Genomic DNA, 19,068 nt, shown 5'->3' on the forward strand with positions numbered 1-19,068 from the left:
ACTCGCTCACTCCCGCGCCCCCGCGCCCTCGCCTTCGGGGCCGTGGATGCGATGACCGCCCAGCTTGACCGCACGGCGCTCGTCCTCGTAGGTGTCGAGCAGAAGCGGGTCGGCGCCTTTGAGGACGGCGGCGAGCTTCCAGCCGAGGTTGTAGGCGTCCTGGGCGCCGGTGTTCATGCCCTGGCCGCCGGTTGGTGAGTGGATGTGCGCTGCGTCTCCGGCCAGGAAGATCCGACCGGCGCGGTAGTGGTCGGCCAGCATCACGTTGACCTTGTAGAGGGAGAGCCATTCGACGTCCTGGATGTCCACCCCGGTACGCCGTCGCGGGTGGCGAAGATGCGGCGGAACAGGTCCAGGGACGGCGCTTCGGGCTCGGCCTGGTCGGCGGGGATGGACGCCTGGAACTGCCACAGGTCGGTGCCGGGCAGGGGGAACAGCGACAGCAGGCCGCCCTCCGCGCTGGGCCACAGGTGCTGGCAGTGCCGGGAGAGCCCGGTCACGCGCACATCGCCCAGGTGTCAACGCTGGTCCGGGTGCGAGGTGCCGTGCAGATCGATGCCGGCCAGCGAGCGGACGGTGCTGCGTCCGCCGTCCGTGCCCACCGCGTACCGGGCGCGCACGATGCTGTGTCCGACTGGTGTCTCGACGGTGGCGGTGACGCCGTCCGCCTGCCCAGACCCGACCCTCGTCCCGCCGCCCGTCGGGCCGCCGCCCTCGGGGCTGCTGCCCGCACACCGTGGAGCGGCCCGCCCCCCGTCTCGACGTCGTCCCGGCCGCTGCCCTGGGGGGTAGGTGTTTTTACCGGGGTGAAGGCATATGGCCCGGCCCGACAAAATCAGGGTAGGGGTGCTCAGTGGTGGCGGAGGCTGTTCTCCTCCTGTTCGTCGAAGGCGCGGCGGGCGTGCTCGATGGCGGGCAGGTGCGCGTCGGCCCAGGCCAGCAGGACGTCCACTGGGTGGCGCAGGGTCTTGCCGAGCGGGGTGATCCGGTAGGTGACCGCCACCGGGCGTGTGGCGGTCACCTCGCGTTCGACCACGCCGTTGCGCTCCAGCCGGCGCAGGGTCGCCGTTATGGACTTCTGTGTGACGGCGGGGATCGCCCGGCGCAACTCGTTGAAGCGGCAAGGGCGTTCGCAGAGTCGGTCGAGTACGGCGAGCGACCACTTGTCCAGTACCTGGTCGAGCAGTTCGCGGTGCGGGGCGTCGATGCGCAGCCCGGCGGGATCGGCGGTATCCACGGCGAAACCTGGTCTCGTTGAAGTGTCTTCAGGACGCTAAGTATGTTTCGGATACGCATCGAGGCGTCAAGAGGGATGCCCTGGCGGCACCTTCCCGCAGTCCAGCAGTCCGTCCGTGAACAGGAGAAACCACCTTGACCGTTCGGCATTTCACTCCACAAGGCATGCTGCAGCCCGCCCCGTACCATCACGTCGCCGTCGGCACCGGCACCCGCCACATCCACGTCAGCGGGCAGGTCGCCCGCCTGGCTGACGGGACGCCGGTGGCGCCCGACGACTTGGCGGGACAGGTTGCCCAGGCGCTGCGCAACACCGCTGTCGGCCTGGCCGGCGCCGGCGCCTCGTTCGCGGACGTGCTCCGGCTGACGTTCTACGTGACCCACTGGCACCCCGGACTGATCGGCCCGTTCATGGCCGGCGTGGAGGCCGTCGCCGAGGAGATCGGGCTGCCGCTGCCGATGCCCCCGGCCTCGCTCATCGGTGTCGAGCACCTCTTCGAGCCCGACATCCTCGTGGAGGTCGAGGCGACCGCACTGCTCGACTGACCCCGCCGGTCGCGCACGCTTCCGCCGGGTCCGGGGTCGCGGAGACCGCCGGGCGACGGGCCCGCCGACGCCGCATGGCGCTGTGGCCTTGCCCGTCGGGCGGCTGTGCCGACAGCCGCGGGAGCCATTCCGTCAGGAGCTGCTGCTCGGCGTTGCTGAGGGCGCTCTGGCCACCTGCGCGGAAGGCGTGGCGGACGGTGTTGAAACGAGGGTCACCTATTAAACGTCCCCACGCGCCCTTCAGGACGGTTCATATCGAGCCGCCATCGAGCAATTGGCGGCCGAGGGCTTCCCTCCAACGACGAGTTGCTCGGGTGGCTGTCCGCGTATACGGCCGCATCGACTTTTTTGGCCGCTATTGCCTCAGTCCGGCCGCCGGTTTCGGGGCTGTGGCAGCTGCGTGACCCGCACGGAGACGGTGAGGGTGGATAGCCCGCCGGCTCCTTGCTGGGAGCGCCCACTGCATTCATGCCGCTCCCTCCTGGCCCGTGACGTTCACGTTGTCGGTCGAGGCGGCATGCTCGGCCGGCGTGGTGAGGTGCCCGGCCGCGTCCAGGGTTTCCCGAATGTGCTGGGCGAGGGTGTGCCGGTTGGGGTCGTTGACCCAACGTTCGTAGGCGACCTTGAACGCGGCGATCCCGATCTCCGCTACGAGTGGTGCGGTGGTGGGGTCCAGACCGCGTTCGCGCAGCGCCTGGGTGAGCGTGGCGGCGAGCGCGGCGAGTTTGGCCAGTTCGCGTTCCTGGAGTTCGGGGTTGGCGGCTATGACTGTCTGGCGCTCTCGTACCAGGTGCTCGCGCTCTTCGTAGACGGGGGTGGCTTCGATCAGAGCGTGGGTGACCACCTCCAGCGGCGGGAGCAAGGCAGGAGCGGTGGCCGTGGCGTTCGCGAGGATGGCAGGGAGGGGATTGGCGCTGGGGAAGAGCACCTCCCTCTTGTCGGCGAAATGCCGGTAGAAGGTCCGTTCGGTGAGCCCGGCGCGGCCAGCGATCTCCCCGACGGTGGTCGCGTCGAAGCCCTTGAGGTTGTAGAGCTCCAGCGCCGCCTTCTCCAGGCGGCCTCGTGCGTCGGGTTTCCATCGGCTCATACTGCGACCCTATACCGCGATGACAGCCCCTGACATCAGAGTGATGACAGGGGCTGTCATCGGCGCTACGGTGATGTCACAAACTGACATCAGGGCTCTCCTCTCCGATGGGGAGCCCGCAGCAGGAAGGCGCACATCATGCGCGTATTCGCTACTGGAGCCTCCGGACACATCGGCTCCGCCCTGGTTCCCGAACTCCTCGCAGCGGGACACCAGGTCGTAGGCCTGAGCCGCTCGGACAAGTCCGCCACGGCGTTGAGGGCTGCCGGTGCCGAGGTCCACCGAGGCGACCTCGACGATCTCGACGGCCTCGCCGAGGCTGCAGCCAAGGCTGACGGCGTCATCCACCTGGCCTTCAAGCACGACGCCATGTTCGCAGGCGACTTCGACGGCGCGGTCGCAGCCGATGTGCGCGCCCTCGAGGCGCTCGGGGCCGCGCTCGCTGGCACCGGCAAGCCTCTGGTGACCACCTCGGGAACAGTGCTGTTCGCCTTCGCGGGACTGCCTGACGCCCTCACAGAGGACCACGCGCTCGACGCGGGCCCACGGATCGACGCCGAGAACGCGGCGGTCGCACTCGCACAGCGCGGCATCCGCTCGTCCGTCGTCCGGCTCGCCCCGACCGTGCACAGCACGCTCGACCACAACGGCTTCATCCCGACCTTCATCTCCATCGCCCGGTCGAAGGGCTTCGCCGCCTATGTCGGCGACGGGGCCAACCGTTGGCCCGCCGTGCACACGCTGGATGCGGCACGCCTGTACCGGCTGGCGCTGGAATCCGCGCCGGCGGGGTCACGGCTCCACGCAGTCGGCGACGAGGGGATCACCTTCCGCCAGATCGCCGAGAGCATTGGTCGCGGGCTGAACCTGCCCGTGGTCAGCATCCCGTCGACGGAGGCCGAGGCCCACTTCGGCTTCCTGAGCACCCACGCCCAGGCCGACAACCCGTCCTCGAGCACACTGACCCAGGACCTCCTCGGCTGGAAGCCCGTCCAGCCCGGCCTCATCGAGGACCTCGGCCAGGGCCACTACTTCGACGCCCCGACGACCACCACGAACTGAGCCCCCACCAGCTCCATCCCATCCCATCCCATTCCAGGCCGGGGTGGCCGATCCCCAGCCGCCCCGGCCCGCTCGAAGACCTGGAGTGCGGCGACTGCCCCGCCAACCAGCGGCCTGACCACCCCCCATGCCTTCGACGCAGAACCACCCCTAGCAGGAAGAACCATGCCCCGCTCCCGCCCCGCGATCGACAGCGAACTCGCCGCAGCGCTCCAGACCATGGCGATCGGCCCGAACGGCGTCTTCGACCTCACCGACATTCCCGCGACCCGTCAGGCCGCCCGCGCACTCGCCGAATCCATCGCCAGCACCATCCCCGACGAACCCACCGTCACTACCGAGGAGACCCAGGCGCCGCGCGCCGAAGGACCCGACGTCCCGATCGTCCTGCTGCGTCCGCAGAACGCGTCCGGGACGGTGCCGGCCCTCGTGTGGTTCCACGGCGGCGGGCAGGTGCTCGGCTTCGCCGCGCAGGACACCCCCTGGCTCAAGCCGCTGTCCGCGGCACTCGGCTGCGCCATTGCCAGCGTCGACTATCGGCTGGCCCCGGAAACCCCCGCGCCCGGCGCCGCCGAGGACGGATACACCGCCTACCGGTGGATCAGCGACAACGCCGCCGATCTCGGCCTCGACCCCACCCGGATCGGCCTGGCCGGCCAGAGCGGTGGCGGAGGTGTTGCCGCTGCCACCGCCCTTCTGATCCGTGACCGCGGCGCAGCCACCCCCCTGTTCCAGCTGCTGATGTACCCGATGCTTGACGACCGCAACACCACCGACTCCAGCCGCTCGATCACCGACATCGGCATCTGGGACCGCTCGACCAACCTCATGGCCTGGCAGGCAATCCTCGGGGACCGCGCTGGCACCGACGACATCACGCCCTACAGCGCCGCCGGCCGGGCGACCGACCTCGCCGGTCTGCCCACGACCTTCATCGGCGTCGGTGAACTCGACGTCTTCCGCGACGAGAACCTAGACTACGCCGCCCGCCTGCGCGCCCACGGCGTCCCCGTCGAGCTCCACCTCTACCCCGGCGCCTACCAGGCCTTCGACATGTTCGCCCCGCAGTCCCGCCTCGCGCAAAGCTTCCACCACACCCTGAACGACTACCTCCTCCGGCTCTTCATGAAGGCCCCAGCCACGCCGACTGCTTCGTAACAAGGGCTGGAACCGTCCCACATCAAGGGGAACACCAGCCTCACCGCCGCCCGCTGGGATACCTCCTCCGTCCTGGCCGCCCTCCCGCCCCGTGGCTACGCGCTGCTGTTCGGCTGCGCCGACCTCACCCCGCCGCCGCCTGAAGCGAGCCCGCCGGACCGGCACCGCAGCGCGCCCGCACCACGGATCCGCCGACCCTGGCGGGCTTCGTCGAGGCTGGCGTTGCCGAGCGGCGTGGTGCGGCGTTAGCCCGGAATGAGGGCCTCACCGCGACTCATTTCCTCTCAGGGCCGGATGGCGCGCACTCGGGCACGGGCTAGTGCTGTCGTGGGGCGGTGGCTGGCGGCGAACGTGCGGGTGCGATGGAGCGAGCACGGGGCCGGGACCCACCCGCCCCGCGACCGGGCCCGCTACCGCGCGAACCCCGAGACACGCGCTCGGCGCCGCGTTCACCGCGGTCCGGGCGGCTCGTCGCCCGCCCACCGGAGCACATCCGGCCGGGCCATGGTGAACAGCATTTTCGGATATGTCATCTCGGGCGGTGCGGCGGCTGGCCGGGTGGGCTCTCGCCGAGTGCTCGCGCGGAGCGCGTTCGCCGCCAGCCACCGGCCCACAATGGCCCGCACCCATGTCCGAGAGCGCACCATCGAGTGCGACTGACTGCTGTAGATGTCACCGGTCGGGCTCTCTGACCTGGGGAGGTGTCAGTTTCTCTCAGCACAGCCGCGACTGGACCGACAAGTCTTGTTGCCACACACGTACGGGGCGGTGCTCCTGCACGCCAGCCGTGCCAGTGGGGTGGGGGCCCGTGCCAGGACTGCGGCAGTCGGCCCGTTGTCGCGGGCCGGACAGAGGATGCGGCGCCTGATTCCGGACGATCGCGTGGGCGCGTGCGTTGGTGGCCGCCCGGGTAAGGGGGCACGCTGGTAGTGACATCGCCGACAGGAAGGCGGGCCCGCACCCGCCCGTGGCCCGGTGCCCCGAATGTGTGGCCCGGTGAAACGTGAAGGAGGTCTCCGTTGATCCAGGTGGGCGACATCCGTGAATGGCGCACCCACGACGTCGTCGACCCGGACGGCCACAAGATCGGCACCCTTGAGGCGATCTACGTCGGCACCGGCACCGATGCGCCGTCCATGGCCACCGTCCAGATCGGCCTGCCCACCCGCCACCGCCTGGTCTTCGTCCCCCTGGACGGCGCCACCGTGGGCCCCGGCTACCTGAAGGCCAGCTACGCGAAGGCCCTCGTGAGGGACTGCCCCGCGATCGGCACCGACGACATCCTGCCCGCCGACGACGAGGCCGCGATCTTCGAGCACCATGGCTTGGCCTATACGCCGGGCGCCGGCGGCGAACGCCGCCTCGCCCGTCCCTGAACACCGGCCACACCCGAGGGAGGCCACCATGGCTCTGTTCCTGCTCGTGGTCGTCATCGCGATCGTGCTCGGCATCGTCGGCACGGTCGTCCACGGCCTGCTCTACCTTCTGGTCATCGGGATCGTCCTGTTCGTCGCCGACCTGCTCTTCTTCGGGAGCTGCTTCACCCGCCGCGGCCGCGCACACCGCTGATGAGCCACGAAGCGGACACCTGGGCCCTGGGCTGCCGTCACACGGCCGGGCTCAGCCCGCCACCTGTCTGGGCGTGCCCGCCGAAGGCACCCGCTCGTTGGGCCGAGGGTGACGACACCCACGCCCTGTGCGGCCGGGATCCCGGACGCGGCCACCGACCAGCCGGGTGCGGACGCGCCGATCTACCGCGCGCTGGCCGGCATCTGGCGGGCGGCTGGACGCACCGTGCCGGGCCAGCCCGATCCGTGTGGGACGCGCTGACCCAGCCCACCACAGCCACTGCCGCAGGCACGCCAGGACGACACCGTGCCCAGGACCGGCGGCCGACCGGATCGCCCTGCGACGACGGCGGCAGGAGCCGTTCCAGTGACATCTGACAGCACCGAAGGCCGTCACGAGACGCCCCAGGAACGGGCCGACCGCCTCTGGAGCGAGATGCTTCAAGAGGTACGTGTGGCCCAGACCGGCGCACAGATCCTATTCGGCTTCCTCCTCAGCGTCACCTTCACCCCCCGCTTCGCCACCTTGCCCCCCTTCGACAAGTCCCTCTACGACACAGCCGTCGTGCTGGGCGCCATCGCCACCGGCACCCTCGTCGCACCCGTCGCCTTCCACCGCTTCCTGGCCGGACACGGCATGAAACCCGAACTGGTCCGCGTCGCCTCCCGCCTCATCACCACCGGCCTGGCTGCCCTCGCCCTGACCATCAGCGTCGCGCTCCTGCTCCTGCTACGCACCTCCACCGGCAACGCGACGCTGGCATGGATCCTCAGCGCCGGCGTGCTGCTCTGGTTCGTGACCACGTGGCTGGTCCTGCCCCAGGTGGTACTGCGCCGCACCGCCGCACGTAGGCGCGCCCGAGGCGCAGGTTCCGGAAAGCCCGGCAGCTGACGGCCGTCGGCCCTGGGGCCGTACCGCCCGGCCACCGAAGGCGGCGCCATGCCGCCCCGTCGACTCGTCCCCGGCGCACCCGATACGCGCGGCGCCCCCGGGAAGTCGCCGGGCCGCCCCGGCAGAGTGGACGGCTGCCTGTCCTACCAGTAGTGGCGGCGGCCGGCGACCTCGTGCCCGACTGCACCCATGATCCACAGGACGAGGCCGATGACGGCCAGGATGATGCCGATGGTCCACAGATGCCGATTCCAGTGACGAAACCGATGATCAGGAGGATGGCTCCGAGGACGATCGCGATGACCTCCGAACGTGCCCCCTGGTTGGTCCTGCGCCAAGGGCGCAGGAAGTGGTGCGCCTGCCCTATGCCGGCTACGCCCGTGCGCAACGGGGGCGCGGCGGCCAGGCCGGTGAGGAGGATGTCGAGACTGCGGCCGAGTTCGGCGGCGCCGCCTAAACCGGGGATCTGCTGGGCAGCCCTGGTGTTCATCGCTTCGACGGCTTCGTCGCGGGTGATGCCGTCGAGGTAGGGGCAGCCGCCGCCAAGCGGCGTACCAGGGCTCCTGCGGTTCGTCCAGGCCGTAGCGGTGAAGCGGCCCAAACGGGGCGCGGTGGACACTAGTCCAGCCCGGGAATTGACTGTAGCCACGCGGCGCCGATCCGGACGGGGGCGTCCTGACCGGTGGTTCTCGGCCTCGTCCTCCTGCCGTCGCGCCCCGGCGCCGGGACCGCGCCCGGACGGCCAGCCTCACTTCGACCTGCAGAGCTTCGGTGAGCCAGCACTCTGCTGGCCACGCCTTTCTTCGGGCGCGGAACCGGGCGCCGAGGCCCGCGCCGGTCCGGTCGCAGGCAGCCCACGAAGGGAGCCAGTCATGGATATCGGCAAGAAGGCCGCCCACGAGGCCGAAGCGGCCAAGGGCGGCGTGAAGAAGACCGTCGGACGTGCCACCGGTGACCATGCCGTCGAGGTGGAAGGCCGGGGCAGGTCGGCGCCAAGGTCAACGACGCGTTCAAGCACTGAGCGCCCGGCCCCGCGGCCGGGTCCCATCCGGGGACCCGCGCGGCCACGGCGCAGAAGGCCGTGAATTCCCTGCGGACTCGACTGCCAGCGAGAGCCGGGGCCGCCGGCGTGAATCGAGGAACGATCATGGTGAAGGTTCTGCTGATACTGCTGTGCCTAGTCCTGCCGTGGCTCGCGGTCCTGATCAAGGACGGTCCGAGCATGAAGGTGCTGTGGGCGTTCCTCCTGCAGCTGTGCGGCCACGTGCCCGGCGTCGTCTACGGCATCTACCAGGTCGTCCAGGACTGATCGCGGCCGGATCCGTCGGCATCCACACTGCGGATGTGCGGACCTGTATAGGCCGCTCACCGGTCGGGCAGGCTCAGCCCCCGGAGACGGGCGGTCCGCTGCTAGCTAGTCGCCGTCTCGTGGGTGCCTCAGCGCAGCCCGGCGCCTTCGCCGAGGAGTTCCGCCAGCCGCCGCCGGTGGAGGGAGGCGATGCCGTCGAGGAGATCGGGGTGGCGCAGCAGGGCGGCGGCTTCGATGTCGCGCTCGCCGGGATTTGTGAGCCGGCCGAGTCCGGTTTCGGTGTCGTGTTCGGTGCTGGCGAGGGCCCGGTGGACGTGTGCGGCCAGGTCTGGGTCGGCGAGTAGGCAGGCAGCCCAGCTGACGACCGTCTCGTCCACCCAGGTCCGCCAGGCGGTGTCGGTGTCGTCGGGGTGCGGCTCGCTTGCGGTGAGCCAGTCTAGGCGGGCCGATCCGCTGGGGGCGAGCAGGTGGAGCAGTTGAACGTCCATAGCCGTGGGGTAGCACAGGGCAGCGGCGAGGGCGGTGGCCTGGCGGGCCTGGGCCTCGGCCAGGGCCCGGCTGAGCGCGCCCGCCGACGGTGGGAAGGCAGCCAGGAGCCACCGGGTGGAGGCGGCTATGACGGGAGTCAGGTCGGTGGACACGGGTGGTCGGTCCCTCTCGGGCGTGCCCGCCTGAAACCAGTCTGGTTGGACGCGAGCCTGTGGCGCGGAGCCGCGCTGCCCCGCTCGTGGCCGACCAGTGTAGGCACCCGCGACGTCCGGACGGCATGACGCGCGTCACTGCTGTCCGAACGGGCATCCGGGGCCGAGCCGGCGCCGCGCCGTTCGAGGTCAGGACTTGCCGCGGCCGGTGACGGAGTCGCGGGCCCGGTCGACCAGACCGACACCCGGGGCGAGGAGCTTGCTGGCCGCCGGGGTGTCCGGGGCGGCGGGGTGCGGGCGTGTCGGAGCCATCGCCTTGGCCCGGCGGATCTTGTCACCCAGGTCGTCCAGCTGCTCGGCGGTACAGGCCCGGCGCAGCATCGGGAAGAGGTTGTTCTCCTCGTCTTGGACGTGGGCGGCGACCTCGTCCATGAGCTGCTGCAGCAGCGGGCTCATCTGCGGGTCGTCGGTGCGGGTGTTCTCCAGCATCTTGAGGAGCTTCTCGACGCGGCCGTGGTCGGCGAGCTCCTTGTCGGCGAGCCGGTCGCCGCCCTCGATGTGCTCGCGAACGGCCGGGTACAGGTACTGCTCCTCGGCGACCGAGTGCCGCACCAGTTCGATGGTGACGTCGTCGACGGCGTCGCGCAGCTGCTGGCCGCCGCCGGTCATCGCCTGGATCCGGGCGAACATCTCCTCGACCTCCCGGTGGTCGGTCGTCAGCTCGTCGATCACATTTCCGCCGTGTCCCATGTCGCCTCCGATGTGTGCGGGCGGGCCTGTCCCGCCCCAGCCCGCAGAGGTTCCCCGCCGTTGCGGACCGTGCCCGGCGTCGCGGCCGCTGTCATCCGATCGGCGGCCCGAGAGGGTGTCGCCGCCTTACGCCCACGCCAAGGCGGTTAGCCGCCGCGGTGTGACCGTGCACCGGTGAAGGCCAGTCCCGCCTTGTGGCCGGGGATCTTGGCCGCCGAGCGTCCGCGCGGGGCACCCTCGGCGGGTGGGTGCGGCATGGCTGCCCGCCGGCGGCGCTTCGCGCGGCGATACTGCCCGGATCAGGGCCGGCAGCGGCTGGTGTCCCTGGCGGCGGTTTCATCGCTACCGAAGCGGATACGCGTCGCGTGCTACGGGCCCGTCCGTGCGCGACGGCCCGTCCGCGGCGTGGAGGAGTTCGCTGATGAAGGTTTCCGACTATGTGCTGGAGCGGCTGCGCGCGTGGGAGGTGGAGCACGTCTTCGTCTTCCCGGGTGACGGGATCAACGGCCTGCTGGCCGCCTGGGGCCGCGCCGAGAACAAGCCTCAGTTCGTGCAGGCCCGGCACGAGGAGATGGCCGCGGTCGAGGCCGTCGGATACGCGAAGTTCTCCGGCCGCACCGGGGTCTGCGCCGCGACCTCGGGGCCCGGTGCGATCCACCTGTTGAACGGGCTGTACGACGCGAAGCTCGACCACGTTCCGGTGGTGGCGATCGTTGGGCAGACCGACCGCAGTGCGATGGGTGGCTCCTTCCAGCAGGAGGTCGACCTGGTCAGCCTGTTCAAGGACGTGGCCTCGGAGTTCTGCGAGATGGTCACCGTCCCCGCCCAGCTGCCCAACGTGCTGGACCGCGCCCTGCGGATCGCCGCCACCCGTCGGACCGTCACTGCGGTGATTATCCCGGCCGACGTCCAGGAACTCGACTACGAGCCGCCCGCGCACGCCTTCAAACAGGTCCCCTCCAGCCTCGGCGTCCCCCACTACGCCCCTGTCCCCGTCGAGGAGGATCTCGCTCGGGCGGCGGAGGTCCTGAATGCGGGCGAGAAGGTGGCGATGCTGGTCGGGCAGGGCGCCCGGCACGCCAGACCAGAGGTCGAGCAGATCGCAGACCGGCTCGGCGCGGGGGTGGCGAAGGCGCTGCTGGGCAAGGACGCGCTGCCGGACACCCTGCCGTACGTGACCGGGTCGATCGGCCTGCTCGGCACCCGGGCGTCCTACGAGATGATGCGCGACTGCGACACCCTGCTCGTGATCGGATCCAGCTTCCCCTACACCCAGTTCCTGCCCGAGTTCGACCAGGCACGGGCCGTGCAGATCGACATCGACCCGTCCATGGTGGGCCTGCGCTACCCGTTCGAGGTCAACCTCGTCGGCGATGCCGGCGAGACGCTACGCCGACTGATCCCGCTGCTGGAGCCCACGGCGGACAGCACCTGGCGTAAGACCGTCGAGGACAACGCGGCGCGCTGGTGGGAGGTGATGCAACGGCGCGCGGAGGTGTCGGCGGACCCGGTCAACCCCGAGCATGTCGTCCACACCCTCGATGCGCTGCTGCCCGACAACGTGATCCTCGCCGCTGACTCCGGCTCGTCCGCGAACTGGTACGCCCGCCACCTGCGCATGCGCGGGGATATACGCGGCTCGCTGTCCGGGACGCTGGCGACCATGGGCCCGGGTGTGCCGTACGTGATCGGCGCGAAGTTCGCGCACCCTGACCGTCCGGCCATCGCGATCGTCGGCGACGGAGCCATGCAGATGAACGGCCTCGCGGAGCTGATCACCGCCGCGAAGTACTACCGGGAGTGGGCCGACCCGCGCCTGGTGGTCGCGGTACTGAACAACAACGACTTGAACCAGGTCACCTGGGAGATGCGCGCGATGCAGGGCGCCCCGCAGTTCGAGCCCTCGCAGAGCCTGCCCGACGTCCGGTACGCCGACATCGCCCAGCTGTTCGGCCTGCACGGGGCCCGGGTGGAACGGCCGAAGGACGTGGAGCCGGTATGGCGTCAGGCCCTCGCGGCGGAGCGGCCGTTCGTCATCGACTTCCGCACCGACCCGGCTGTGCCGCCCATCCCGCCGCACGCCACCTGGGATCAGATCAAGGCCGCAGCCCTGTCTGTCCTGAAGGGCGACAGCGACCGGGGATCGGTGGTCCAGCACGGCGTGAAAGCGAAGATCCAGGAGTTCCTGCCCGGCAGCGGACGGAGCTGACCGGTGACCGGCAGCCAGGAAGTGGATCTCGTCGCACTCGAGCGGGCGCTGCGGGCCGAGGTCGACGGCGAGGTCCGCTTCGACGCGGGCAGCCGTGGAGCCTACGCCACCGACGGCTCCAACTACCGGCAGGTCCCGACAGGCGTGGTGGTGCCCTGCACCGTGGAGGCCGGCGCCGCCGCGCTCACGGTGTGCTCCCGCTTCGCCGCGCCGGTGCTCTCCCGCGGGGGCGGTACCAGCCTCGGCGGCCAGTGCACCAACGAGGCGGTGGTCATCGACTGGACCAAGTACTGCAACCGCCTGGTCTCAGTGGACCCGAAGGCGCGGACGTGCGTGATCGAGCCGGGCATCGTCCTGGACGAGCTCAACCGTCAGCTGGCCTCGCACGGGCTGAAGTTCGGTCCGAAGCCGTCCACGCACACCCACTGCTCGCTGGGCGGGATGATCGGCAACAACAGCTGTGGAGCCTCCGCCCAGGCGTATGGCAAGACCGCCGACAACGTCCGCCGCCTCGAAGTCCTCACCTACGAGGGCACCCGGTTCTGGGCCGGCCCCACCAGCGACGACGAGTACGCGCGGATCATGGCCGAGGGCGGACCGCGCGCCAGGATCTACCAGGGCCTGAAGGACCTCGCCGACCGGAACCTGGCCGAGATCCGCAAGGGCTACCCGAAGATCCCGCGAAGGGTCTCGGGCTACAACCTGGACTCGCTGCTGCCGGAGAACGGTTTTGATCTCGCCCGGGCCCTGGTCGGCAGCGAGGGCACCCTGGTGACCGTTCTGCGCGCCGAGCTGGAGTTGGTCGAGGTGCCGGCCGCCGAGGCCCTGCTGGTCCTGGGCTTCGACGACATCTACGCCGCTGCCGACGCCGTCCCCGCACTGCTCCGGCACAGCCGCCCTACCCAGTTGGAGGCCATCGACGGGCGCATGGCGCAGCTGATGCGCGAGGAGCACGCGTACCTCGACTCGCTGGAGAGCCTGCCCGACGGCGACAGTTGGCTGCTGGTGCAGTTCACCGGCGACACGAAGGATGAAGCGGACTCGCAGGCGTTGGATCTGCTGCGGGCGCTGGGCCGCGACGAGGACGACCGGCGGGTGGCGCTCTCCGACGATCCGGCACGCGAGCAGGAGATGCTCAAGGCTCGGGATCGGGACAGGGCGAATCGCTCTGCCGCTTGCCCGGCGCGGCGTTCCGGTCCACGGCATCGAGCTGTCGCGGGCGATGGTGGAGCAAATGCGCGCCAAGCCCGGAGGCGAGGAGATCGGCGTCTCCATCGGGGACTTCGCCACTGTGAAGGTGGACACGACGATCGACGGGCCCTTCTCCCTCGCGTTCCTCGTCTTCAACACCATCATGAATCTGACGAGCCAGGAGGCCCAGGTCTCCTGCTTCCGCAACGTCGCCGAGCACCTCGCGCCCGGCGGCTGCTTCGTCATCGAGGTGCTGGTCCCGGAACTGCGCAAGATCCCGGCCGGGCAGAACATCGTCCGTTCCGCACTGGCCCCACCCTGTGGGCCTACACCGTCTACGACACCGTCACCCAGGACGCGACCTGCCACTACATCGAGGTCTCCGAGGACGGCTGCGGCGAAGCCCGAACGATCCCTTCCGCTACGTCTGGCCCGCGGTGCTGGACCTCATGGCCCAGCTCGCCGGCCTGAGGCTCCGCGACCGCTGGGACGGCTGGACACGCGCACCGTTCACCGAGAACAGCACCCAGCACGTTTCGGTCTGGGAGAGAAGCCGATCGGCTGACGCTACACGCCTCGGAGCTCCGAAACCGAGACACACAACAGCGGGCCGTGGTCGCGTCTTGTCAGGGAGGCGGCCAGGGCCCGCTTCCACAAGCTATCGACACCCGCACCGCCATATCCCCTGACACACCGTCCGGTCGGGCAGGTCACCCGATCAGGGCTCTCAGCCGCTCCTGAGCGGCTCCCGTTCTCACCGAAAAACACCCGTCGCCGCGAGGTACATCCTCGCCACGAACGGACCAACGCTGGATCCCAGTCCCGTCGAAGCCGTGGTGCCCATATGACCCGATGAAATCAGCCATGACCTTCCCCTGGGAACCGTCCTCAACACCGGCGCCGCCGTCAGCAGCGCCGTCGCGGCTGGCCTCACCCTGTTCGCTGCCCGCCGCTCGAACCGCACCGCGGAGTCCGTCGCCACGATCGAGCGAGACCGGTGGCACACCGAACTCACACCGCAGTTCACGGTCGGGTTCGGGCAGCAACTCGGCGCACTGCAGGTGAGATTGACGGGGCCTGTCGGCCTGGACCGGTTCGATTCGATCGCCGTTACCGTGCTGAACGAAGCCGGCGTCGACCCCGTTGGTCACGCGAACCTCGGTGGATCAGCCCCTCGCGGGGAGCTGGTGATAGGGCTCGATGAAAACGGTTCTCCCTCTGCTCGGGGGTGACCCCACACCTGCTCAGTGCATCTCCCCACCCATCTGGAGTCTGACCCGCGGGACCAGTCGACTCTCTACATGTCGGTATGGTGCGCCAGGCCGTTCAGGATGAGAGCGAGGCCCGCCTCGAACGCCGACTCGTGGTCGATCATCGGCAGGTCGATCGGTAGATCCGCGCTGTCAGCGAGGCCGGCGTCTGCCTGCTCTTCCAGGACACTACCCACCGTGAAGCGGCCGGCGGCCAGCATCGCCATCTGCGCATCCCGCTCAGGAACGCCGCAGGCCACGAGGAAATCCATCTTGCGGCGGATCCGGTCGAGGTCGCCGGTGGGGGTGCTGCCGGCATGGAGCCGTGCGCCGTCCCGGCGCATCAGCAGGGTGCGCCTGAAGCTGCGCGTGTTGTCCGCGAACCAGTCGCGCCAGTCGTCGTCGGGTTTCGGCAGGGGCGCGGTCGCATGGGGTTCCATCGCCGCCGCCGCCATGGCGGCGAGAAGGTCCTTCTTGGTACGGAAGTACCAGTAGAGCGACGGCTGCTCCACGTTCAGTCGCTTCGCCAGCCGTCTCGTGCTCACGGCGTCCAGCCCGACCTCGTCGAGCAGGCCGAGCGCCTCGGCGATGACGGCTTCGCGGTTCATCTTGGTCACCTTGACAATCTATCGCTGATAGATGACTCTGCAAAGGGAATCTTTCACTGATAGATTTTGGGGAGTGGGCATGACGAAGGGATCGAGCGGGCGGCCCTTGCGGGTTCTCGTCGCCGGTGGTGGGATCGCCGGGCAGGCTCTGGCCTTCTGGCTCACCCGGGGCGGCCACCGGGTGACCGTAGCCGAACGCTTTCCGGCGCTGCGCGCCGCCGGGGCCCAGGTCGATCTGCGAGGGCGGGGCATCGAGGCCGTCCAGCGCATGGGGCTCCTCGACGCCGTCCGGGGCAAGCTCGTGGACGAGGCGGGCGTCGCCTTCATCGACGCACGTGGCAAAGCCAAGGCGACGATCATGGCCAACACCTCCGGGAAGGGCCGGCAGACCCTCACCTCCGAGTACGAGATCATGCGCGGGGACCTGGTGCGCATCCTGCACGACGCGACCAGGGACGACACGGAGTACGTCTTCGGCAAGAGCGTGGACGGCTTCGAGCAGGACGCCCACACGGTGGTCGCGCACTTCTCCGACGGGTCGTCCGGCGAATTCGACCTCCTGGTCGGCGCGGACGGCCAGGGATCGCGCATCCGGCGGGCGCTCCTCCCGGAGGGTCTCGACCCGTACTGGCGGGTGGGCATCCACATGGCCTACTGGTTCGTTCCGCGCATCGCGTCCGACAGCAACATCCGGGACACCTACATGGTCCCGGGTGGCCGTCAGATCATGCGCCGCAGCCACAACCCGACCGAGACGCAGGTGTACTTCGTCATCCGGGAGGAGTCCGAGGAAGCCTCGGCGATCCACCGGGAGCCCGTCGAGCGCCGGCAGGAGTTCTGGGCGAGCAGGTTCCGCGACGCCGGATGGCAGACCGAGCGTTTCATCGAGGGCATGAAGACCAGCCCGTTCTTCTACTCGCAGGAGATCGTCCAGGTCCGCATCGGCACCTGGTCCAACGGCTCTGTGGTCCTGGCCGGTGACGCCGCGCACTGCGCCTCCCCCTACAGCGGCATGGGAGTCTCCGGCGGCCTGGTCGGCGCCCACGTCCTGGCCGGGGAAATCAACCGACACCCGGGCGACCTGCCGACCGCGCTGGCCACCTACGACCGCATGCTGCGTCCCTTCGTCAACACGATCCAGGGCGAAGTCAACCCACGCCTGTTGCGCCTGGGCATGCCGCAGACCCAGCGCGCGATCGACACCTTCCAGGCCACCACCGCGCTGGCCTGCTTCCTGCGCATCCCCGAACTCGCCGCGCGCCTCTCGAAGGAGGACCGCGACGGCAACTGGCAACTCCCCGCGAACCCGGCACCGACCAACACCGCCTGAAAGCGACTGCGCAGTTCGCACCGACGGTCGCCATCACCACGCCCGGCCAGCGGACATCGTCGCAGCCCATCACGAGTTCCAACAGCTCGAAGAGCACACCCATCCCTCTCAGCACCCCTTCCAGGGACTTCCGGCGCGCCGTCGGGTCGAAATCTTCCTGGAGCGGGCGGCAGCCGAGGGCGCCGCTCTTCCGGGCCTGCGTGCCGCAGAGGGCTCTTTCCAGGTCAACTGGAGCCACCTGTCCCGGCTGGTGGGAATGAAGGTGGGCACCTCACAGCCCGCCGTGCGGCAAGCCGTCCTGGACAGCGGCCTGCAGATCGCCTCTGGTTCGTTCCTGGGCTCCGTCACCGGTCTCATCGACGGCCGGCCATGGCGCGAACAGCCCATTACTGTGCAGGAACTGCCCAACCTGGTCTCTCACCTGGCGGCCGCCTGCTTCGTGATCATCAGCTACCTCTCCGGAATGCGCCCCGGTGAGTAGCACTCAACCTCAGACGCGGCTGCAGCCTCCGCAACGAGACGGACGGACAGCTGTTCGTCGAAGGCCGTCATGGGAAGGGAACTGCCCGAGCGCCACAGCCATCGGTGGGCGACGACGTCTGGGGACGGTCCTGGGTCGTGGTGCAACCCGTCCACGACGCCATCGCGACGCTCGAATCGTTGTCCGCCTCGCCGTTCCTCTTCCCCTCCAGCTTCGTATCGGCTCACGCACGCCGCCCCGCAGATGAGTTTGCCCGAGTGAGCCGCTACATGACTCGCGACCTGGGCAACTTCGTCACCTGGCTCAACGCCTCCTTCCACCGACCCGACGGAAAGCCGGTCGTCCCGCCGGACCCCACCCGGCACATCCATCCCTCACGGTTCCGCCGGAGCCTGCCTATTTCATCGTCCGCCGCCCCCGCGGCCTGGCCGCTGCGGCGCTGCAGTACGCGCACGTCTCGACCAAAGTCACCTTGAGCTATGCGGGCCTGGCCGACACGAGCTGGTTGGAGGACCTCGCCATCGAACGGCTGGAGCTGATTGTCGAGCAGAGCGAGCAGGACTGGACGCTGCTGCAGCGCGGGGAGCACGTCAGCGGACCGTCCGCCACGGAATACCGCACTCGCGTCGAACACGCACAGCGCTTCGCCGGTCGCGTCGTCAACCGTGTCCGCAACGTTGAGCGCCTCCTCGGGCAGGTAGATCCGAGTATCCACCACGGGGATGGCATGACCTGCGTCTGGCGGGCCGAGACCGCGGCCTGTCGCAACAGCCGGATTGCCCAAGGATTGCCAGCTGGCGAGGCACCCGTCGAAGCCGAGTGCCAGTCGACCTGCCAGAACCTCGCCTACACCGACCGCGACATCGCCCGGCTGCGGGAACGGCTCGCCATCCTCCAGGCCGCGGCTGCTGATCCCCTCGCTCCGATTCCCCTGCGGGACCGCGCCGCGGCCCAGGCCGCCCGGGTGCACGCTGTCTTGGACCGCCACCCCACCGATCTTCCGATCGGCAGTGCCAAGGAGACAGAGACATGACCCGCCAGCCCCGCGATCAGGACGCCGAGAGGTCCGCGATCCGTGCCGCCTCCGAACGGCTTCTGGCCGGCACGCCCCTGCGTTCCACCAGCGGAAAGCTCACCGGATCCGAGCTCATCACCGAATCCGGACTACGGCGCGACGTCGTCTACGGCGACCACAAAGACCTGGTCGAGGAGTTCCAGGCCCGGGTCAAGGCCCAGCACGCCGTTCCCGCCGCCGTCGAGAAGGTCGCCGAGCAGAACCGGACGCTGAAGGACGAGAACACGGCTCTCAAGGCCGACCTTGCGACCGAGCGAGAGAAGAACAAGGCTCTGGCCAAAATCGCGGTTGAGTTGTCCCTGGAGCTGGAGCAGGCGCGCGAGGAACTCACCTCGGCACCAACGGTTGCGCGCATCGGGAACCGCTGAGGGGCAGTATCCCTCCACCAGCAGGTGGCCACACGACAACCGACCATGAACGAGATCCCCCTCAACAAGCTGCTACACACGGCCCTTGACCTCTCCATGGCGCGGCGATAGCCAGCCGACGAGCACCGTCCAGCGATCCGACAACTTCATTCCCGACAGTCGACTTGCCTAATGAATGCAGGCGAGGTTGCAGAAGGGGTCGCACTGCGCGACTAGTGCCGCGTCAGACAACCTTTGCCCTGGCCTGGATACGGTGAGGCCGTGAGTGGAAGAGATCAGCCAGACCTGGACGAGATCGAGTCGTGGT

Annotated in this window: 21 protein-coding genes and 3 pseudogenes; 14 read left to right on the top strand and 10 right to left on the bottom strand. The window is 69.5% G+C overall.

Translation table 11 applies throughout. The features are described 5' to 3' along the window. Positions 1 to 6: 6 nt before the first annotated feature. The 4 genes from ACFC1R_RS33945 to ACFC1R_RS33960 are packed head-to-tail and all read right to left on the bottom strand — an operon-like array spanning position 7 to position 1,237. The gene (locus ACFC1R_RS33945) at positions 7 to 309 is read right to left on the bottom strand and encodes an FAD-dependent monooxygenase (RefSeq protein ID WP_375945344.1); all 303 of its coding nucleotides are present in this window, start codon (positions 307 to 309) and stop codon (positions 7 to 9) included. Then, on the bottom strand, positions 261 to 500 hold the full coding sequence (locus ACFC1R_RS33950) for a hypothetical protein (RefSeq protein WP_375945346.1): 240 nt from the start codon (positions 498 to 500) through the stop codon (positions 261 to 263). Before ACFC1R_RS33950 ends, ACFC1R_RS33945 begins: the two co-directional genes overlap by 49 nt. Positions 501 to 518: 18 nt before the next feature. Continuing rightward, positions 519 to 833: an FAD-dependent monooxygenase gene (locus ACFC1R_RS33955; RefSeq protein ID WP_375945347.1), complete on the bottom strand. Its 315-nt coding sequence runs from the start codon at positions 831 to 833 to the stop codon at positions 519 to 521. Positions 834 to 850: 17 nt separating this feature from the next. Then, complete coding sequence (locus ACFC1R_RS33960; protein ID WP_375945349.1) at positions 851 to 1,237, bottom strand: winged helix-turn-helix transcriptional regulator; 387 nt, start codon at positions 1,235 to 1,237, stop codon at positions 851 to 853. Positions 1,238 to 1,371: 134 nt separating this feature from the next. Between ACFC1R_RS33960 and ACFC1R_RS33965 the strand changes: the two genes are divergently transcribed. Beyond that, on the top strand, positions 1,372 to 1,782 hold the full coding sequence (locus ACFC1R_RS33965; RefSeq protein WP_375945351.1) for a RidA family protein: 411 nt from the start codon (positions 1,372 to 1,374) through the stop codon (positions 1,780 to 1,782). 466 nt (positions 1,783 to 2,248) lie between these two features. Here ACFC1R_RS33965 and ACFC1R_RS33970 read toward each other — a convergent pair whose 3' ends face one another. Beyond that, complete coding sequence (locus ACFC1R_RS33970; RefSeq protein ID WP_375945353.1) at positions 2,249 to 2,869, bottom strand: TetR family transcriptional regulator; 621 nt, start codon at positions 2,867 to 2,869, stop codon at positions 2,249 to 2,251. Positions 2,870 to 3,007: 138 nt separating this feature from the next. Here ACFC1R_RS33970 and ACFC1R_RS33975 point away from each other — a divergent pair, with 138 nt between their 5' ends. From ACFC1R_RS33975 to ACFC1R_RS33995, 5 genes are all read left to right on the top strand, one after another. Beyond that, the gene (locus ACFC1R_RS33975) at positions 3,008 to 3,931 is read left to right on the top strand and encodes an SDR family oxidoreductase (protein ID WP_375945355.1); all 924 of its coding nucleotides are present in this window, start codon (positions 3,008 to 3,010) and stop codon (positions 3,929 to 3,931) included. A 165-nt stretch (positions 3,932 to 4,096) separates the two neighbouring features. After that, on the top strand, positions 4,097 to 5,089 hold the full coding sequence (locus ACFC1R_RS33980) for an alpha/beta hydrolase (protein WP_375945356.1): 993 nt from the start codon (positions 4,097 to 4,099) through the stop codon (positions 5,087 to 5,089). A gap of 1,019 nt (positions 5,090 to 6,108) precedes the next feature. Next, on the top strand, positions 6,109 to 6,465 hold the full coding sequence (locus tag ACFC1R_RS33985; RefSeq protein ID WP_375945358.1) for a PRC-barrel domain-containing protein: 357 nt from the start codon (positions 6,109 to 6,111) through the stop codon (positions 6,463 to 6,465). A gap of 28 nt (positions 6,466 to 6,493) precedes the next feature. Then, a complete protein-coding gene (locus tag ACFC1R_RS33990; RefSeq protein ID WP_375945360.1) occupies positions 6,494 to 6,658 on the top strand; it encodes a hypothetical protein in 165 nt (54 codons plus the stop codon). A 366-nt stretch (positions 6,659 to 7,024) separates the two neighbouring features. After that, positions 7,025 to 7,549, top strand: coding sequence for a DUF6328 family protein (locus ACFC1R_RS33995; RefSeq protein ID WP_375945362.1), 525 nt, complete (start codon positions 7,025 to 7,027; stop codon positions 7,547 to 7,549). A 143-nt stretch (positions 7,550 to 7,692) separates the two neighbouring features. Here ACFC1R_RS33995 and ACFC1R_RS34000 read toward each other — a convergent pair. Then, positions 7,693 to 7,844, bottom strand: a pseudogene (locus ACFC1R_RS34000) (DUF6131 family protein). An 852-nt stretch (positions 7,845 to 8,696) separates the two neighbouring features. On the opposite strand from ACFC1R_RS34000, the gene ACFC1R_RS34005 reads away from it, so the two are divergent. Continuing rightward, positions 8,697 to 8,858, top strand: coding sequence for a YqaE/Pmp3 family membrane protein (locus tag ACFC1R_RS34005; RefSeq protein ID WP_375945364.1), 162 nt, complete (start codon positions 8,697 to 8,699; stop codon positions 8,856 to 8,858). Between the two features lie 128 nt (positions 8,859 to 8,986). Here ACFC1R_RS34005 and ACFC1R_RS34010 read toward each other — a convergent pair whose 3' ends face one another. Beyond that, positions 8,987 to 9,499, bottom strand: coding sequence for a hypothetical protein (locus tag ACFC1R_RS34010; RefSeq protein ID WP_375945366.1), 513 nt, complete (start codon positions 9,497 to 9,499; stop codon positions 8,987 to 8,989). A gap of 189 nt (positions 9,500 to 9,688) precedes the next feature. Then, the gene (locus ACFC1R_RS34015; protein WP_375945368.1) at positions 9,689 to 10,249 is read right to left on the bottom strand and encodes a hemerythrin domain-containing protein; all 561 of its coding nucleotides are present in this window, start codon (positions 10,247 to 10,249) and stop codon (positions 9,689 to 9,691) included. A gap of 421 nt (positions 10,250 to 10,670) precedes the next feature. Between ACFC1R_RS34015 and ACFC1R_RS34020 the strand changes: the two genes are divergently transcribed. The 3 genes and pseudogenes from ACFC1R_RS34020 to ACFC1R_RS34030 all read left to right on the top strand — a co-directional run. Beyond that, entirely contained in the window at positions 10,671 to 12,458 is a 1,788-nt protein-coding gene (locus ACFC1R_RS34020; protein WP_375945370.1) for a thiamine pyrophosphate-requiring protein, read from the top strand. Positions 12,459 to 12,461: 3 nt separating this feature from the next. Further along, positions 12,462 to 13,607 (top strand): annotated as a pseudogene (locus ACFC1R_RS34025) (FAD-binding oxidoreductase); the annotation flags it as partial. Continuing rightward, positions 13,570 to 14,200 (top strand): annotated as a pseudogene (locus tag ACFC1R_RS34030) (class I SAM-dependent DNA methyltransferase); the annotation flags it as partial. The pseudogenes ACFC1R_RS34025 and ACFC1R_RS34030, both read left to right, overlap by 38 nt. A 159-nt stretch (positions 14,201 to 14,359) precedes the next feature. On the opposite strand, the gene ACFC1R_RS34035 reads toward ACFC1R_RS34030, so the two are convergent. Together ACFC1R_RS34035 and ACFC1R_RS34040 are read right to left on the bottom strand one after the other, a co-directional pair. Continuing rightward, positions 14,360 to 14,800 (bottom strand): hypothetical protein, encoded by a 441-nt coding sequence (locus ACFC1R_RS34035; protein WP_375945372.1) that lies wholly within the window; start codon positions 14,798 to 14,800, stop codon positions 14,360 to 14,362. A 146-nt stretch (positions 14,801 to 14,946) separates the two neighbouring features. Further along, complete coding sequence (locus tag ACFC1R_RS34040) at positions 14,947 to 15,507, bottom strand: TetR/AcrR family transcriptional regulator C-terminal domain-containing protein (protein ID WP_375945382.1); 561 nt, start codon at positions 15,505 to 15,507, stop codon at positions 14,947 to 14,949. A gap of 79 nt (positions 15,508 to 15,586) precedes the next feature. On the opposite strand from ACFC1R_RS34040, the gene ACFC1R_RS34045 reads away from it, so the two are divergent. The 4 genes from ACFC1R_RS34045 to ACFC1R_RS34060 all read left to right on the top strand — a co-directional run bounded on the left by ACFC1R_RS34045 (position 15,587) and on the right by ACFC1R_RS34060 (position 18,761). Next, the gene (locus ACFC1R_RS34045; RefSeq protein ID WP_375945374.1) at positions 15,587 to 16,837 is read left to right on the top strand and encodes an FAD-dependent monooxygenase; all 1,251 of its coding nucleotides are present in this window, start codon (positions 15,587 to 15,589) and stop codon (positions 16,835 to 16,837) included. 262 nt (positions 16,838 to 17,099) lie between these two features. Continuing rightward, on the top strand, positions 17,100 to 17,318 hold the full coding sequence (locus tag ACFC1R_RS34050) for a hypothetical protein (protein WP_375945376.1): 219 nt from the start codon (positions 17,100 to 17,102) through the stop codon (positions 17,316 to 17,318). Between the two features lie 472 nt (positions 17,319 to 17,790). Next, positions 17,791 to 18,351: a hypothetical protein gene (locus ACFC1R_RS34055; protein ID WP_375945378.1), complete on the top strand. Its 561-nt coding sequence runs from the start codon at positions 17,791 to 17,793 to the stop codon at positions 18,349 to 18,351. Further along, entirely contained in the window at positions 18,348 to 18,761 is a 414-nt protein-coding gene (locus ACFC1R_RS34060; protein WP_375945380.1) for a hypothetical protein, read from the top strand. Before ACFC1R_RS34055 ends, ACFC1R_RS34060 begins: the two co-directional genes overlap by 4 nt. Positions 18,762 to 19,068 lie beyond the last annotated feature (307 nt).

It is taken from the genome of Kitasatospora sp. NPDC056138 (assembly GCF_042264695.1).
In the GTDB taxonomy this organism is placed as follows: Bacteria; Actinomycetota; Actinomycetes; order Streptomycetales; family Streptomycetaceae; genus Kitasatospora.